Source organism: Pseudovibrio sp. SCP20, from assembly GCF_057774105.1.
In genome coordinates, this window is sequence record NZ_JBYMDH010000002.1 from 84,646 (window position 1) to 100,796 (window position 16,151).

Annotated in this window: 12 protein-coding genes; 7 read left to right on the forward strand and 5 right to left on the reverse strand. The window is 52.8% G+C overall.

The features are described from left to right. Positions 1–31: 31 nt before the first annotated feature. Both AC3CB2_RS08820 and AC3CB2_RS08825 read right to left on the reverse strand, forming a co-directional pair. On the reverse strand, positions 32–703 hold the full coding sequence (locus tag AC3CB2_RS08820) for a GntR family transcriptional regulator (protein ID WP_008548542.1): 672 nt from the start codon (positions 701–703) through the stop codon (positions 32–34). A 187-nt stretch (positions 704–890) separates the two neighbouring features. Further along, positions 891–1,334 (reverse strand): YqaA family protein, encoded by a 444-nt coding sequence (locus AC3CB2_RS08825; protein WP_352932878.1) that lies wholly within the window; start codon positions 1,332–1,334, stop codon positions 891–893. 207 nt (positions 1,335–1,541) lie between these two features. Here AC3CB2_RS08825 and AC3CB2_RS08830 point away from each other — a divergent pair, with 207 nt between their 5' ends. The 4 genes from AC3CB2_RS08830 (at position 1,542) to AC3CB2_RS08845 (ending at position 5,528) form a co-directional block, all read left to right on the forward strand. Further along, entirely contained in the window at positions 1,542–2,552 is a 1,011-nt protein-coding gene (locus AC3CB2_RS08830; protein ID WP_352932875.1) for a proline racemase family protein, read from the forward strand. Positions 2,553–2,729: 177 nt separating this feature from the next. After that, a complete protein-coding gene (locus tag AC3CB2_RS08835; protein WP_352932872.1) occupies positions 2,730–3,998 on the forward strand; it encodes a glycerate kinase type-2 family protein in 1,269 nt (422 codons plus the stop codon). A gap of 75 nt (positions 3,999–4,073) precedes the next feature. Then, entirely contained in the window at positions 4,074–5,009 is a 936-nt protein-coding gene (locus AC3CB2_RS08840; protein ID WP_352932869.1) for an AraC family transcriptional regulator, read from the forward strand. A 150-nt stretch (positions 5,010–5,159) separates the two neighbouring features. Further along, complete coding sequence (locus AC3CB2_RS08845) at positions 5,160–5,528, forward strand: hypothetical protein (protein WP_352932866.1); 369 nt, start codon at positions 5,160–5,162, stop codon at positions 5,526–5,528. A gap of 73 nt (positions 5,529–5,601) precedes the next feature. On the opposite strand, the gene AC3CB2_RS08850 is transcribed toward AC3CB2_RS08845, so the two are convergent. After that, positions 5,602–6,921: an MATE family efflux transporter gene (locus AC3CB2_RS08850; RefSeq protein ID WP_352932863.1), complete on the reverse strand. Its 1,320-nt coding sequence runs from the start codon at positions 6,919–6,921 to the stop codon at positions 5,602–5,604. Positions 6,922–7,182: 261 nt separating this feature from the next. On the opposite strand from AC3CB2_RS08850, the gene AC3CB2_RS08855 reads away from it, so the two are divergent. Both AC3CB2_RS08855 and AC3CB2_RS08860 read left to right on the forward strand, forming a co-directional pair. Then, positions 7,183–7,644: a type III secretion system chaperone family protein gene (locus tag AC3CB2_RS08855; RefSeq protein ID WP_352932860.1), complete on the forward strand. Its 462-nt coding sequence runs from the start codon at positions 7,183–7,185 to the stop codon at positions 7,642–7,644. A 97-nt stretch (positions 7,645–7,741) separates the two neighbouring features. Next, positions 7,742–10,378, forward strand: a complete 2,637-nt coding sequence (locus AC3CB2_RS08860; RefSeq protein ID WP_352932857.1) for a hypothetical protein — start codon at positions 7,742–7,744, stop codon at positions 10,376–10,378. A 45-nt stretch (positions 10,379–10,423) separates the two neighbouring features. Here AC3CB2_RS08860 and AC3CB2_RS08865 read toward each other — a convergent pair whose 3' ends face one another. Together AC3CB2_RS08865 and asd are read right to left on the reverse strand one after the other, a co-directional pair. Continuing rightward, positions 10,424–11,221 carry a phytanoyl-CoA dioxygenase family protein gene (locus AC3CB2_RS08865; protein ID WP_352932854.1) on the reverse strand — a complete coding sequence of 266 codons (798 nt, stop codon included), beginning with the start codon at positions 11,219–11,221 and terminating at the stop codon, positions 10,424–10,426. Between the two features lie 91 nt (positions 11,222–11,312). Then, the gene (gene asd / locus AC3CB2_RS08870; RefSeq protein ID WP_352932851.1) at positions 11,313–12,206 is read right to left on the reverse strand and encodes an archaetidylserine decarboxylase; all 894 of its coding nucleotides are present in this window, start codon (positions 12,204–12,206) and stop codon (positions 11,313–11,315) included. Between the two features lie 215 nt (positions 12,207–12,421). Between asd and AC3CB2_RS08875 the strand changes: the two genes are divergently transcribed. Further along, positions 12,422–16,063: a hypothetical protein gene (locus AC3CB2_RS08875; RefSeq protein ID WP_352932848.1), complete on the forward strand. Its 3,642-nt coding sequence runs from the start codon at positions 12,422–12,424 to the stop codon at positions 16,061–16,063. The last annotated feature ends 88 nt before the right edge of the window (positions 16,064–16,151 follow it).

Sequence of the window (16,151 nt, forward strand, 5' to 3'; positions counted from 1 at the left end):
TGCAGAGAAGCGGGGCTTTGGCTCCGCTTTTTTATGAGGGCACCATTCCGCCCATAACATCAAAGATCATTTTGCAGATTTGCTCTGCCGCTTCCGCACGCAGGCTTTTCTGAAACTCGACAGCCTCAGCTGCTTTTCCCTCTTTGATGAACTTTAACAGTTCCCAATGCTCCTGAGCGGAGTTTACAGGCGCGCCATGTGCCTTCAGGAGCATGTTTCGTGCGCGCTGGGAGCGATCCCATAGCTGAAGAAAAACCGTCTCCAAATGCACATTGCCGCTGAACTTGACGATGTCTTCGTGAAACTTCTTGTCCGCCGCAGCCCAGACGCTGAGGTCTCCCCGCTCCAATGAAAGATCCATCAGCGTGACAGAGTCTTCCAGAGCGCGTGCCTCTTTTTCATTGATCGGCTTTTCGGCGAGTTTTCGGATCGCGAGGCCTTCAACAACCTCAAGGATCTCATAGATCTCCGAAATATCGCCAACCGTGATTGGAAGAACGCGCATGCCCTGACGGGGGCGCATTTCAACGAGCCCATCCTTCTGCAACATCAGCATGGCCTCCCGCACCGGGGTGCGGCTCATTTCCAACTGGGTAGCAGCTTCCTGTTCAAGCACCTGAGTGCCGGGGCCGAGCCGGTTCTCAAGAATAGCCTGCTTCAGTTTTCGATAGGCGATAGAGACGTTAGACGTGGACGAAGGCATTACCAAAATATGGGTTCGAGTAAAGATCGTTTTTCTCTACCATCCCCCCTTTGAGTTGTCGATATTTCCGCTAAGTAATGGAAAATTGCATTGCACACATAATATCAATTTTATCTATAGAAACCATAGAGTTCCGTGATTCACTCTAATCAAAAGTGATTATTGCATATCGAGCGGGATCAACAGTTTATCCCTGCCAAACCGTGACTGCGTAATACACAAACAGATATCTGGCGGTCTTGCCGATCGCGACCAGTACCAGAAAATTCATAAATTTCATGCGTAGCGTGCCAGCAATGACGGTGAGTGGATCACCAATAATCGGCACCCAGGCGAGCAGCATTGAGGCCTGACCGTAGCGCCTAAACCAGCGCACTGCCTTCTTGTATTGATGCTCTTTGACTGGGAACCAGGAACGCTCTTTGTAATGCGACAGAAAGCGACCACAGTACCAGTTGAAGACAGAGCCTGCCACATTGCCCAAGGATGCCGAGGCAATCAGGATCACCGGATCCCATCCTCCGGCCAGCAACAGGCCACTGAGGGCAGCTTCTGAAGAGCCCGGAGCGAGGGTTGCAGCCAGAAAAGAGAATGCAAACAAGCCGCCATAAACACCCAGAGCCACCAACATCTTAAGAAAAACTCCAAATCACTTGAGCAGTAATATTTCACAGTGTATTGAGCGTGTCCCCCACGCAGGCTATGAAGGTGCTCAACTTGTACCTGAGCGCATTCTTGTTGTCTGGTTGCAGCCAACCAAACGGAGTGCGCAGCAGGAGCTCTATTCAAAGACAATCAGTTCGGAAATAAGGCATTCCGACTAGTTGCGGGGGAGAACATGGATAAGCAACAGAAAATAAGTGTTGTCGACATGCATACTGGTGGTGAGCCACTTCGTATTGTGACTGGCGGCTACCCAGAGATCCCCGGCGAGAGCATTCTGGCGAAGCGCAGATTTACCCGAGACAATCTGGATCATCTTCGGCATTTTCTGATGTTTGAGCCTCGCGGTCATTTTGACATGTATGGCGCGATCCTTGTTGAGCCTTCCCATCCGGACGCTCACTTTGGCGTGCTGTTCATGCATAACGAAGGCTACAGCACCATGTGTGGCCATGCAGTGATCGCTCTGGGTCGTTATGCGATCGATCATGGGCTGGTTGAGGCGAAGTCACCTGTCACCGAAGTACGCATTGAATGCCCATGCGGTCTGGTGGTTGCGTCCGTTGAAGTTGAGAATGGCGTGACAGGTGCAGTGTCCTTCCATTCCGTTCCGGCCTTCCTGCATTCACGGGATGTAACCGTAGATGTGAAAGGGTTGGGCGAGCTGACTGTCGATGTCTCTTACGGCGGCGCGTTTTACGGGTTAGCACCAGCTTCCGCGTTTGGTCTGGATGTTCAGAAATCACGGACAAGAGACCTTGTTGATGCGGCCAATGCCGTGAGCGATGCGATCCGTGCAGCTGTTACCCTTCAGCACCCTGATGATGCGGATCTTGCATTCCTCTATGGCACCATTCTGACTGATGGGAATGACGCTTACAGCGCGGATCCGACTGCCAACATTTGTGTGTTTGCGGACAGTCAAGTGGATCGTAGCCCGACAGGTTCTGGTGTGACTGCTCGTTTGGCTGCGCAAGCTGCAAAGGGCCTGATCAGCAAAGGCCAAACCCGTCGGTTTGAAAGTCTGATCGCGACCAGCTTTGAAGGCACTTATTACGCAGACACCAAGTGCGGCCCACATGATGCCATCGTTGCTCAGGTGGCTGGCAAAGCGCATTACAGCGGTGAAGCGACCTTCTGGCGGGAAAATGATGACCCTGTTGGTAACGGCTTCCTGCTGAGATAACTCGCTGTAGTTTTTCAGGTTTCGACCAAGTTTCGAAAAATGACGGGTTCCGGTTTCTCAGTTGAGAGCGGAGCCCGTTGTTTTTTGCTGGAAATCACATCTGGTTAAAGCTAGAAAATACAAAGAAATTCAAAAAGATAACCGAAACTTTTCGGTAGCAATCGGGGGTGGGCAGCGATGGTGGCTGATCCTAAGCGTTTTCTGAGTGACCTGTTTTATGCGGCCATTGAATCGGCGCAACCAGAAAAATGCATCCCTAATTTCTTGCCGGCTCACCCCAAAGGTCGTCTCATCGTCATTGGCGCAGGTAAAGCCTCCGCAGCCATGGCGCGTACAGTGGAAGACAACTGGGACGGAGACCTCAGCGGACTTGTGATAACGCGCTACGGATACAACGTTCCCTGTCAGTCCATCGAGATCATCGAAGCAGCGCATCCGGTGCCTGATCAAGCTGGGCTGAATGGCGCAGAGCGTATGCTGGAGCTTGTCTCTGATCTCTCAGCTGACGACACCGTTCTTTGCCTTATCTCAGGTGGTGGTTCTTCCTTGTTGCCTCTGCCGTTTGATGGGCTTTCGCTTGAAGACAAGCAGTCCATCAATAAAGAACTTTTGCGGTGTGGAGCGACTATCAGCGAGATGAACTGCGTGCGCCGACATCTCTCCCAGATCAAAGGGGGGCGTCTGGCTGCGGCGTGTCATCCAGCAAAGGTGATCAACCTGTTGATCTCTGATGTACCCGGTGATGACCCAATCAACATTGCATCGGGGCCAACGGTAGTAGATCCGACGACTTGTGCGGATGCTCTGGCGATTGTGGAGCGTTATAAGATCAAGCTGCCAGCACGGGCGCTGGAAATCCTTGAAACGGGTGCTGGAGAAACACCAGATGCAGCTGATCCACGCCTTGCCAATGTTGAAACACACATGATTGCAACGCCTCAGATTGCGTTGGAGGCAGCTGCTGCTCTCGCTGAAAAGCAAGGTATTTCAACTTACATACTGGGTGACAGCATTGAAGGTGAAGCCTCTGATGTGGGGGTGGTGATGGCGGGCATTGCCAAGCAGGTCGCTGCTCGCGGACAGCCGTTCAAAGCGCCATGCCTGTTGCTTTCCGGTGGTGAGACAACAGTTACCATCAAGGGCAAAGGCCGAGGTGGGCGGAATGTGGAGTTTCTGCTGTCATTGGCTGTTGCGCTGGATGGGCAGAAAGGCGTCTATGCGCTTGCCGGAGACACGGATGGTGTAGACGGGATTGAGGAGATCGCAGGAGCGTATTGTGATCCAACTACCCCGGAGCGTGCATGGGGAAAGGAGATCAATCCGAGGCTTTCCCTTGCCAACAATGATGGACATGGGTTCTTTGAAGCCATTGGTGACAGCATCATAACCGGCCCTACTCTGACGAATGTAAACGACTTCCGCGCGATCTTTATTGATGCGGTTTAGGCCGTAGCGTTCATATTATCTCTCAGATCGTTCAGGCTTATGGACGAATGAGCTTTTCGCGCTCATAGTGAGCGTATGCTTGATACGCTTAGTGACATCCTTACCCGCCTTGATGTGAAAGGCACGCTCTACTTCCGCACATCCTTTACGGTGCCGTGGGGCGTTGCTGTGCCTTCCTATGAGAATGTCGCGCGCTTTCACTTTGCGCATCGCGGTGATTGCATGGTGCGCGTGAAAGAGACTGGCGAGAAGGTTCTGCTGGCTCAGGGCGACTTGCTGATTGTTCCCCATGGCGCTGCGCACGATATCTATTGTGGTCGCTCTGAAGAGGAAGTCATCCTGCCACTGGATCGCGTGCTGGAGCTTTCCGGATACAGCGGCGAAGGTGTTCTGGTTTATGGCGGGGAGCAGGATGAGCGGGAAACTCAGCTGATCTGCGGCCATATCTCACTTGCCAGAAATGCGCATCATCTGATCTTTGATCAGTTGCCGGATTACATCCACATTGCCAATTACGGAGAAGCTGCCGGGCGCTGGATGGAAGCTACTCTGCGTTTGATTGGAGATGAGACCAACGGAACGCGGATGGGGGGTGATCTCATCGCGTTGAAAATGACGGAAGTTTTGTTTGCTCAGGCTCTGCGCAGCTTCATTGAGCAGGAAGGTGAGAAACATATTGGCCTTGCTGGCTTTGCTGATCCGCAGCTCAGCAGGGCTTTGGCGGCCTTCCATAAATCACCTGCACGCGAGTGGAGTGTGGAGGGGCTTGCGCGAGAAGCTGGCCTTTCCAGAACCGGGTTTGCGACGCAGTTTTCCAGCAAGATGGGGCAGACGCCGATGCAGTATCTGACAAGCTGGCGAATGCAGATTGCGCAGCAAGGCTTGGTGGATGATAACATGAGCGTTTCAGAAGTGGCTGCACTTGCCGGATATGCCTCTGAATCTGCATTTACACGGGTCTTCAAGAAAGAGGTAGGGTTAACTCCAGCGGCGTATCGCGCTACTCATTGACCATATTCCGCTCAATTGTACTCATCATTGCTCCATTCTGAACGATCTGCACATTCCTTTGAACGACCTGAAATTGAGCAAAATGAGGGCTCCTCCTAATCTGACTGTGCCCAAAACGAAAGACCTACACAGTCAAAAAGGAACTCAGTCATGTCCCTCCGTTTCGTCACAAAAAGCATCCATGCTTACCTGGATTATCCCGTCGCATTTGCCTTGATCGGACTGCCCTTCATTCTGGGGCTCGGTGCTACCAATCCGTTTGCGCTTTGGCTCTCCGTTGGAACTGGCACTGCTGCGTTGATTTTAACGTTGCTAACGGATCACCAGTTCGGTGTGCTCCGCGTACTGCCTTACAACTTCCATCTGGCCGTTGATGGCGCAGTTGGTGCGCTCTTCCTGTTCGCACCTTTCCTCTTCGGCTTTACCGGAGTGGATGCCGCCTATTACTGGGCAAACGGTATTGCAGTTGCGATTGTTGTGAGCCTGCACAAACCAGAGGCCGAGATGGCACCAGCATAACGCATGGCTTTACCCAACCTCCCTCTTCTAAAGAACCGCAGGCGTCATTGTGAGCCTGCGGTTTTGTTATGTTTCAGGGATTAGCAAGCGCAGGCTCCGAGTAACTCTTCCAGAAGCTGTACTGCACAAAGAACAAGCTGCTGCGATAGATGAAGTCGGCGAAGATGACGCCTGCCAGACTGTAGTTCATCAAGACGCCGAAGACATAAGCAAGCGGCAGGAATACGAGCCATTGAGTGATGGCAGAAACTGTCCAAACACGACCAAACAGCTGAGCACCTTGAAGGACATAGTTTGCCACGGCCCCTGCGATGTTGAGCGGCAGGATTAAGCAGGAGAAAGTGAAAACCATGATGAGTTGCGGCTCATCCAAAGCTTCTCCCAGCAAGAGGATCAGGAGGTCCTCTGAAATCAATATGACGAGCAAGGCATAGATCACGATCGGATAGGCAGCGCCGGAGATCATTTTCATGCCGACCTGTTGCGCTCCGGATTGGTCTTTAGCACCGACGGCTTGGCCGACCTGACTGATCGCGACACTTCCCAAGGCATTGGCTGCGTAAATCGGGATGAGGGTTGCCTGGGTGATCACCTGATAAACGGCCAGAGCCAGCACACTCAGATGCCCGACGATCCAATAGCTTGTGAAGATCCCCAGAGCATAGATCGTGCTTTGAGAGGCAGACAGGAATGCTTTGCCAACGATCTCCATAATCAAAGGGAAAGACAGCACCCCAACCCTTAGTTTCTGGCGAGTGATCGCTTGCAGAGCCACCAGCACATAAAACACTGAGGCTAGCGCAAATGCGACGAACGTGCCGAAACCAATGCCAGATACGCCAAGGTTCGGAGCTCCAGCCCAACCGAATGCCAGCACGACAGTCGCGACTGCGTTGACCACCTGCGTGCCTATGCCGATGTAGGAGACAACCCATGCTTTGCCCACCGAAATAAGCAGGCCACGGGCTGAGCTGCACACGTAGTAGAACGGTGTCGCATACAGGAGATACTCCAGATACTGCCTCGCGGCTGTGCGGACCTCTGCATCCGGGTTCATGAACATGAGGATGTCTTCAAGGAAATAGATCGAAGCTGTTGTCAAAATGAGCGCCAGGCTCACTCCCAACACCAGACAGACAACGAACGCATCCAACACTTCGTTGTTTTTTCGACTGGTCAGAAAGCCTGCAGTGAAAGACTGGATGGCAATCGAGAAGCCGTTTGAAAATGAGAACAGCACAAAAAACATCATGCCACAGATACCCACTGCGGCGACGGCGGGAGCACCGAAGAAGCTGGAGACGTAGGTGTCTGTCCAGTTGGTGAACAAAGCGGCACTACCGGTGAGAAAGAGCGGTAAGGCCTTCAAATACATATGCTTGAACGAAATCATCGATGCTGAAATGGCTGAGTAAAACTGGCGGGACTTATTGAGTCTAGGCTTGGCAGCATACACCGTTCCCGCGAAAGCGATAGGTGAAAATAAGTAATTTAACCTAGATTTTGCTTCACATTTTCCCGCTGAAGCTCTTTTCTGCATTTTCTGAAAGTAACTGTTCCGATCAGCACAGTAGAGCATCTGTAGAAGTGTCACTCTCGTCTACATTGAGATCTTCATTCCAAGGTCTCTTCTATTCATGGTGAGGAGTATGCCATGACTGAGACGACTGCCTTTGACGAGTTGGTTCGGGCGTTTTCATCCAGTTTTGATCTGGACCTGCCAGAGCCGTGTAATGGTGCCTATTTCTTCTGCGTTGATGAGCGCAGCCATCTGATTTTATGCCAACATCATGCGGACTTCATCATGATGGCGCTGACGAGCGGCTTGCGCAAAGTGGACCTTTCTGCTGAGCAGGCGCTGATGCTTTTGAAGAGCAACGGCAACGCCTTTACCCAACCGCACATTATCGCTTCGATTACCGGCCAGCGCGTTTCGCATTGGACTGAAGTGTCCGTTAATGGCGGTGTTGAGCTTATGCGCACAGCATTTGATTTGCTGCTGGACGCGAATGCGCAGCTGGAGCGTGCGCAGCCATCTGCCGAAGACGATGTGATCGACGAGATTCATGTTCCGCTTCCAAAGTTCGGATCGGACATGGTGATCCTCGGGTCGTGATCACTCTGAAAACTCAATGGAATTTACTGTTTTGGTTTTGGTGCACTGGCACTCCTGATCAACTGGAGGCCAGCACCCGAAGTTTATGAGGTGTCCCATGGGCCGTTCTCCTATTCATTCAAAAGTTTCGCAGCCTCAGATCAATCCGGATCAACAAGGGGCAACACCGAAGAAAACAACCAGCTCGCATAAAGGGCACAAGCTGGGCCATGCCGAGCCGAAAAATGTGCATCGCCTGCTGGATCAACTGGATGAGCTGAATGGCACATCCACAAAGCACAGCCGTCCGGCCAAAGCGGGTGCAAGAGACCCGCAGTTGCGTCCACTTGCCTATCACAAACACCATAAGCCAGAGGGTGAGCCCACCCATCCAACGGATGGCATGTCACGCGCGCAGAAAAAAGCGCGGTATGAAGGATATCGGCTGCCTCAGGAAAAACTGATGGGGCATGGCACGGCGTCAACTCAGGCGAGTGCTAAACCTACCCCTACAAAGGCAGAATCCCTGCTTACTGCTCATACCAGAACGCTTGATCAGATGACCTCTGATCCGGATTTGAGCGAATATGTGATTGTTGAAACACCGCAGCCAGAGAGCAACGGTGCTTCCGCTGTCGCTGGACCATCACAGGTCAGCACTCCGACAAAGCTGGAAACAGCAGAACAGCCATTTGCTCCACAACCGCGCAGTGAACCGCTGGAAGTGAAGCCACATCCGGCCATGCTGGCTATGCAGGAGCTGGATCTGGCTGTGAGCACGGAACTGGAAGCACAGTTCAACGCTTATCAGGAGAAGAAAACAGCTTTCATCAATGATCCGACAGGCACCGCCCATGAAGGGCCTGAGGCTGCAGCCTGGCAGCGCCGTATTCGCGGTTTGCTGGGCATGGAGCAGGATAAAGCTGACACGTTTTTGCGGATGCAGTTCAGAAGTGGACTGGACAATGACGCGCGCGCCTTGGCCAAGCAAATCTTTGAAGACGCTGCTCATGATCCACGTTTTCTTGCCTTCCTGAAAATCGCGGCACTGGCAGCCCCTGAGGATTTATCCAGCAATCACAAAGAGCTGCTGGTTTTCCTGAGCCAGAACCTGAAGGCTCTGAACAAAGATGTCGTTGGTGATGCAAATGCGCTGATCCGTCAGAACGCGTTCAGCAAAGGCGTGATCGAGGCAGTGCAAAGTGCGCGCTCAAATGCTGTGACTGAACAGGATATTCAGTATCTGGATAAGATGGAGAAGGAAGCCATTGCCTTCCGGCTCGCGACTTCTGAGCAAATGGCGCAGGCGTTAAACGCCAGCAATGACGCACTTGCAGCGATGAGCTTTGGCGATGCGATCTTTGCCAGCACAGCAAGCCTGTCGCATGAAAATGGCCGTGCTCAGTATGCTCTGGCCAGCTTGCAGGAGGTGGCTTCTCATCTGACAGAGCAGCATCTGGCCAAGCACAACAGCATCAGGAAAGCAGAGGCATGGATTGCCAAGCAGCCATGGGCCTCCCTGATTTCGGTCTCTATCCGCAAAGATGGTGGCTACTACGACATCGGCACAAATCTGCGTCATGACCCTGCTGCGAGAACAGTCGGCAACAGCACGTTTTATGACAACACTGATGTCGGGCCGCAGGAAGGTTTGACCAAGAGCGCCTTGCGCGACAACCCTCAACTGGTTCTGAACGGTTTGCGCTCGAAGGAGATGATGGAGGCATTGAAGCTGACGCCAACAGGCGAAGAGGGCGTTGATGATCTGGAGATCGTTGAGAAGCCAAGTGATCTGGCTTTGGCGTGGGGCAGCACTCTGGTTGCGGCCCAACAGCGGGGCGACGACATCTCCAAGATGCTGCCGGATTACTTCGTTCTGAAGCAGGTTCGTTATCATAAGATCGAAGGTTTCCTGATCGAGAACGACATGCTGGAGCCTGCATGGGTGGTTGAGTACAAGCCTGCCTCTCATACCCTCTCTGAGATCAGCAGAATGAGAGGTTTACCGCAAGCAGCAGCAAAGAATTTGGCCGCGATGACCATCAACATGAACGAGTTGAAGGCTAATCAGACTGAGCAAACCGGCAAGCTCACTGAAATGAGAGAGCGGTTGGATACGTTCCTGAGCACTAAAGGCAATGGCTTGCTAATGAGCTTTGGCAAAGCGCACTTCGCTTTAGATAAGCTGATGGAGCACGTACGCGATGAAGTGCATGCGCGGATTGGAAAGTCTGGCGGCAGCCTGAGCAAAATCCAGAAATGGGTTTCAGAACAACCATGGGCAGCTCTGTTTGATGTTTCCGTTACACGGCCTGAAGGTGGCAAGAAGAGTGAGTATCTGATCTCAGTTAAGCAGAAGACAGATCCTGAGCCAGCCAAGCCAACGGCAACAACCATCGCTGTTGAAGATCCGGAAGCTGAAGCAACCGCTCAGCAGCCTCGTGATGAGTTTCCGGGCTTAACTGGCTCCCTGCGGGCCTTGCTGCAGCCGGAAAATCGGGGGCAGTTGATCCTGAAGCCAACGGGTGAGACCAGCTTGGGTAAGGAAATTGTCGAGAAACCAAGCAAACTGGCCCGTGCGTGGGGTGAGTTGCTGGCAAAAGACAGAGATGCTCAGGAAGAGCTGCCTGATTTTCTGGAGTTGCGTGAAGTTCAGTATCACAGCGAAACCAGAAACATCTTCAGGAAAGGTCATCTGAAGACCTGCTGGGTCTTAGAGTTCAAGCCTGATGCTCTGAATGCTGGTAAGAGCTAAAGCTTGGGGAGTGCGGTTCTCTGACCGCACTCCCACATTCAACGGTTAGCGCTTGTAGATGATTGGGAACCAGTCCTCACGCAGGACCTGACCCGGCTTCATATCATGGCCCGGGAATGGGGGAGATGTCCGGCCCGGACGTTCGATGTAGCGTACGTCGTCACCTAACAGGCGCAGCGAGAACGCGCGGCGGCGCTGTTCTGTTGTGTTACCGCGGGCTCCATGCAGTGTGTAGTAGTTGAACGCGACAGCATCGCCCGGTTCCATCTCCCACTCACGGATCGGCATGCCTTCTGCATCCGGGTCCGGGATTGGCATGTACTCGTTGCTGTCACCGTAGAAGTTTTCTTCTGAGAGCCAACGGATTGGCAATACTGGCTTTTCCCAGAGGTGAGAGCCTGCAACGCTGCGCAAGGTGGCATCGGTGACCGGGTCCATTGGGGACCAGAAGCTGACGGTCTGCTGCCCTTCCACGAAATAGTAGGGACCGTCCTGATGCCATGGTGTGGCTTTAGAAGTCCCCGGCTCTTTTACAAGCACGTGGTCGTGGAACATCTGGACTGTTTGGGATTGCATCAGGTCGGCGGCGACTTCTGCTGCTGGTGAGTTGTTCACCACCTCAACGAACTCAGGAATGCGCTGCCAGTTGCAGTAGTCATCGAAGAAGCGACCGCCCTCGCCTTCTTTCAGGTTTTCCGCTGCATACTCACCCGGCTCAGTCATATTTCGCTCGATACCAGCCCGGATCAGATCAATATGATCTTTGAAGAGGCCCTTGATCAGAACGACGCCTTCGCGCTGATAGGTATCGATATGCTCCTGAGTGATAAGTGATGATGGCATGGTCCCGTCCAGTCTGTTAGCGAAGCCAACAGTCTGGACGAAGAGTTACTCAGGATAAATACAACTTATGCTAGGCGATCTGGAGATTTTCTCAGGCAACCGTTGCGAAGGGCTGGCCTACTTTGACCAGTGTTTCCTTGCCTGCCGCACTGTTGGCGACGAGATCTTCGCTGAAGTTCACTTTACCCGGCTCAAACACGACAACAACAGTTGAGCCACCGAACTTGAAGTAGCCCTTCTCGTCCATTTTTTCGACGCGGCCAGAGGTTTTGGTGTTTACGATACTGCCGACACCAAACGCACCGACCTCCACGTAGCACATGGTACCTGCAGCTTCGGTTTCAATGAGGGTGTAGCTGCGCTTGTTTTCGCCAAACACATCAGGCCCTGCGCCCAATGCGATTGGGTTCACAGAGTGATAGGCCCCTTGCAGATCTTTCGCATCTACGATCTCACCAGAGCACGGGAAGTGGTAGCGGTGATAGTCTGCAGGACAAAGGCGTACGATTGCCAATGCACCGCCGATGTAGCGCTCTGAGATACCCGGCAGCATTTTGCGGATGGAGAACGGGTGACCTTTGACCGGAACGAAGGTGTCTTCATCCAGCTTTGGGAACACCAGAACACGCCCATCCGCCGGGCTGACGATGCTGTTTGCATCGCTGTCATACGGGCGGGCATCTTCTTTCAGATGGCGAATGAAGAACTCATTGAAGGACGCAAAGCTTGCCTGCGGATCCGCGAATTCAGCGGTGTCAATGTTGAGCTCATCAATAGCGCTTTGGATTTTGCCGGTTGAGAGCGAGCTGTCGTAGTACCAGCCCATCGCCTTGCTGAGGGCTGCGGAGCGAAACAGCAGTTTTTCGATCAGGCTGGAGCTGGAATCCTGATAGGCCCAGCGGATCCACTTTTCTCCCAGAACCGTTTCTTCAAACTCTTTGCCGGTTTCACGGTCGATAACGATAATGGGTTGTTTCTCAGACATCTGGCAGCCTTACTCGCAAAATAACGAGGCTTTACTAGGTGAGATACCCAAAGAAGGCAAGTAACTCTCACTTTTATTTTAATGTCTGCCCGCGGGTACAAGTCTCTCTTCACCAGTTCTTTCAAATCCCTACGTGAACGCCTGAATCTACGTCATTTCCAGAGCATCCGAGACTAAATTACAGCCAGTCGATCTCATTCACTGCGGAGTTTCCGATGCCAGAAAATAAGCTCACACCCGAACAGCATCAATGGGCACAAAAGGTCTACCGGCACTTGCAGTGGAAGTTCCCGTTAGTGGAAGGCGACCCTCATGAAGATGAAGAGCTTGAGGAAGTTCCGCTGGATGATGTGGAGCTTAACACCTCTTCTCCAGGTAACACGGAAGATGCTATCGAAGAGCCCGTTTCTGAACTGGAAGCCCGGAAGAAGGCACATGATGCGGAACTGAGTAGCCTCTATAAGCGCCTGAAGCGTATCAGAAAATCTATCGAGGTTGCGGGCAAACGCAGTAGGGTGTTCACCGAAGAGGATGAAACTCAGGATCTGTTTGAAGCCGCCAAGGCGCTTGGTGAAGAGCAAATTGCTTTGGCAACTGAAGTTTCTGGCCAGAAAGATCAGGATGGTTTTCATGATCTTGCAGCGATCAAGGGGCATCTGGATAAAGCCGATCATTACCTGAAGACCATGCAAGCTGCCTATCAGAAAGGTCAGGGAACAGCCGTTGAGGAGCTGGAAGACCTGAAGAAGACCGCCGCGCGATATCAGCAGCGTGTTGAAGAGCTCCACAAAGAACGCGCGCCTTTGACAAACTGGAACGTAGACCTTTCCGCAGTTGATAGTGCCTACAGTGCAGCGCTGGACAACTTCACTGAGATGAACCGCGCCATTTCTGGCTACGTGGTGTCCGAGGTCAATCGCACTCTGGATGTGGCGAAAGAAAAGCTGGCACAGCTGAAGGAAGCGACTGACAGTACGAAGCGATATGCGGATGCGAGTAGCACCGAGCTGTTGCTCAAGGTTTCAATTGCAGAGCGTACAATCAAGGATCTGAGTGAGCAGAGCATTACGCTGGATGACACGCCGGATCAGCTGGGTGCATTCAACAAGGCCCATGATGAAGCCGTCGTTGAGGCCAAGAAGGCCAATGATGCTGTTCTTGGCAAGCGTGGCCGGGATTGTGAGGCCGCATTGACGAAAGCGGACAAGGCCATTTCTCAAATGCAGCAGGTTTTGTTGCTGGCGCGTACAGCCGCCGCGGAGAGCGAGTTTGCGCCATCTGACGATGTGGATGAGACTTTCCTTCAGCAGCTTGCTGATGATGTTTCAAGGCAGGAGAAAATCGTCGACGAGCTCAACGGCCAGCGTGATCTGGTCAAGAATCATGGCATCAACTACCCCTCCTTTGAAGCGGCTTATCAGTCTGCGCAGACTGCGATCCTTGGAGCGCAAGCGGCTTTGCTGGCGCGGAACGGATTTTCGGCACAGGCCAGCATTCATGATGTGCGTGATGCTGCTGAGGACATGAAGGATTACATTGCGGAGGCAGAAAGTGCGCTTGAGGTTCTTGCAGAGCAAATTCGGGACCTGCGAAGATCGCTGGAGCCGTTGGCTGACAAGCGTCGGGACTTTGAAAAGTATGCGCAGGCTGATGAGAAGTTTGGCGGAAAACAACTTGGCCGGTTTGATGCGGTATGCGCAGAAGTGTCGGCACTGATTGATTATGCTGAAGTGTGCATGCAAGGCCAGCGGGTTGAGGAAGCGGATCAGGCCGTTGGCAACTCCCGCAATGGTTTGAAGAGACTAGAGAAGGAGGCGAAGAGCCTGCTCTGGATGCCTCAGGTCAGCAGTGCGGCAACGGAAGACGAAGCGCGTGAGATGCTGGAGAAGGCCATTGCGCGTGTGCGGGCTGATGTTCAGGACTATGATAAGATGCGCAGCGTCTTCAGGGACAATGAAGAGCTCAAGATCTACGCGCACCTTTTTGACAAGGCTGCTGATTATGTTTCTCAGGCCGAGGATCAGCTGGCGAGAAAGCGGTTTGCGAATGCAGAGGATGCGCTGGATAACGCGCGTGTTACGCTCGATTCCATAGAAATTGCCTATGAACGCGGGGCCGATACAGCAGCAAAGGTGGAAGGGTTCCTTGCTGATGTTGAAGCTGCCAAAGACCGGATTACTGCGGTTTATGAGCAAGGCATGGCGCTGCAAAACCCGGATCATAAAAATGACTTCCTCAGTTACAACAGCATCGCCACAGATTTCGCCTTTCAGGTAGAGGGCCTGATTGCGGAAGGTAGAGTGAAGGATGCTCGCGCGATCCTGAGCAATCTGAAAGTTGCGCTGGCCAATCTAGAACGGTGTGTCACTCAGAAACCGCCGAAGAAAAAGAAAGCAAAGGCTGATCCCAAAGTCACTGAGGCGCCTGTTCAGGAGCAAGAGGTACAAGCGGAAGCTGTTGATCCTAAAGCGGCTGAGCAAAAGGAGTTGGGGCAGCAGCTTGATCAGATCCGAACTGCGATCAACACGATCTTCAGTCAGGCCCGGCCTCATTGCGTCGACGAGTATGTGAAAGATCTGGAGGAAGCCTACGCCTCAGCGATGCAGCAGCAGGAAGAAGCTAGCGCTGCTCTGACAGCAGGTGATCTGGAAGGAGCTCGTGCCTCGGCCTCAGCAGCCAAGCAGGTTCTGAGTGTCATGCAGACCATTCAGGACAACAGCCGGCAGATCCTGACCTCTCTGCTGAATGGCCTCTCCGAGGGGGCGACTTATTACGATACGCTGATTTCCGGCATCTATCAGAAGCGGGCAGAGTTTGATGACTGGAGTGTGGACCTGGCGCAGTTTGATAATGCCCACAACAGAGCGCAAGAGACGCTGCGCAATCTGCATAAAGCCATCAAGGACCAGATCGCGGAGCACGCCAAGACCCTGCTCGATAAGCTGGAGGATGATAAGCAGGCTTTGGAAGAAGCCTATGCTGAGACCTGCGAAAATCGCGATATGTTGCGGTCTGATCTGATCATTCAGGTTTCTGACAAGCAATCTAAGCTCTCACAGCTGTTTGCCCAGCAATACCGCTTTGATGGGAATGAAGCTTTGCTGGAGCGCTTCGCCAAGCAACACGCGATGGCTCTCGTTTGCGCTCAGGTGATGCTGGACAACCTGAAGGCCGAGAATGGCAAGGAAGTTGAGAACCAGTTTGCTAAATTTGATGAGTGCGTGGCAAATCTGGAAGAGATGCTCAAAGAAGCTCCGCTGCCTTCTGCTGAGAACCAGACACCCGAGATTGATGAGGATGAGCGCATTGCGATTGGCATTGAGCAAACCTATCGGCAGCTTAAGTCCTTCGGAAAACGCAAAGACCTCTTCAAAAACAAAGAGGACCTCGCTGAGTTCAACGGCCTCGTCAAAGAGGTTGAAACCTATCTGCAAGATGCCGAAGCTCAGCTGGGCGGGCGAGATGCCAAGAGTGCCTTTGATAAGGTGGAGGCAGCCATGGAAAATGTGCGGGCTGCCTTTGAGCGCGGCCAGCGCACTGCTGCAACGCTTGAGGCCTATCAGATCAAGGTTGAGGAGCTGGCAGACACCATCAACCAGCTCTTCGGTCAGCGCAGTGTCATTCAGGACGATGATGACATGGCTATCTTCGTTGATCACAACGAGACTGCTAGCGAGGCCGCTTACAAAATCGAGAGCTTCCTGAAAAACGGAAAGATCACCGAAGCTGAGGTTCAGTTCGGCTTTCTGCGCAGCCTGATTGCCAGCATGGAGCGGATCCTCAAACAACAAGTCACCAAACAACGCAAAGGCATCTTCAAGCGGCGGGGAGCTGTACGCCACGGCAAGAAGAAATAGCGCCTTCAGTCCCGGATTTCAGCGGCATTTCAAGTTGTGCTGGAAGCAGTGTTTGAAGACGTTTGGAAACCATTGTCTGCAATTCTGG

What these genes read in the sequence shown, in the direction of transcription:
- AC3CB2_RS08840 (WP_352932869.1), top strand. Translation starts at nt 4,074, where the DNA reads ATGCTTGATACGCTTAGTGACATCCTTACCCGCCTTGATGTGAAAGGC.
- AC3CB2_RS08820 (WP_008548542.1), bottom strand. Translation starts at nt 703, where the DNA reads ATGCCTTCGTCCACGTCTAACGTCTCTATCGCCTATCGAAAACTGAAG.
- AC3CB2_RS08865 (WP_352932854.1), bottom strand. Translation starts at nt 11,221, where the DNA reads ATGCCATCATCACTTATCACTCAGGAGCATATCGATACCTATCAGCGC.
- AC3CB2_RS08860 (WP_352932857.1), top strand. Translation starts at nt 7,742, where the DNA reads ATGGGCCGTTCTCCTATTCATTCAAAAGTTTCGCAGCCTCAGATCAAT.
- AC3CB2_RS08850 (WP_352932863.1), bottom strand. Translation starts at nt 6,921, where the DNA reads ATGATTTCGTTCAAGCATATGTATTTGAAGGCCTTACCGCTCTTTCTC.
- AC3CB2_RS08855 (WP_352932860.1), top strand. Translation starts at nt 7,183, where the DNA reads ATGACTGAGACGACTGCCTTTGACGAGTTGGTTCGGGCGTTTTCATCC.
- AC3CB2_RS08835 (WP_352932872.1), top strand. Translation starts at nt 2,730, where the DNA reads ATGGTGGCTGATCCTAAGCGTTTTCTGAGTGACCTGTTTTATGCGGCC.
- AC3CB2_RS08875 (WP_352932848.1), top strand. Translation starts at nt 12,422, where the DNA reads ATGCCAGAAAATAAGCTCACACCCGAACAGCATCAATGGGCACAAAAG.
- AC3CB2_RS08845 (WP_352932866.1), top strand. Translation starts at nt 5,160, where the DNA reads ATGTCCCTCCGTTTCGTCACAAAAAGCATCCATGCTTACCTGGATTAT.
- AC3CB2_RS08825 (WP_352932878.1), bottom strand. Translation starts at nt 1,334, where the DNA reads ATGTTGGTGGCTCTGGGTGTTTATGGCGGCTTGTTTGCATTCTCTTTT.
- asd (WP_352932851.1), bottom strand. Translation starts at nt 12,206, where the DNA reads ATGTCTGAGAAACAACCCATTATCGTTATCGACCGTGAAACCGGCAAA.
- AC3CB2_RS08830 (WP_352932875.1), top strand. Translation starts at nt 1,542, where the DNA reads ATGGATAAGCAACAGAAAATAAGTGTTGTCGACATGCATACTGGTGGT.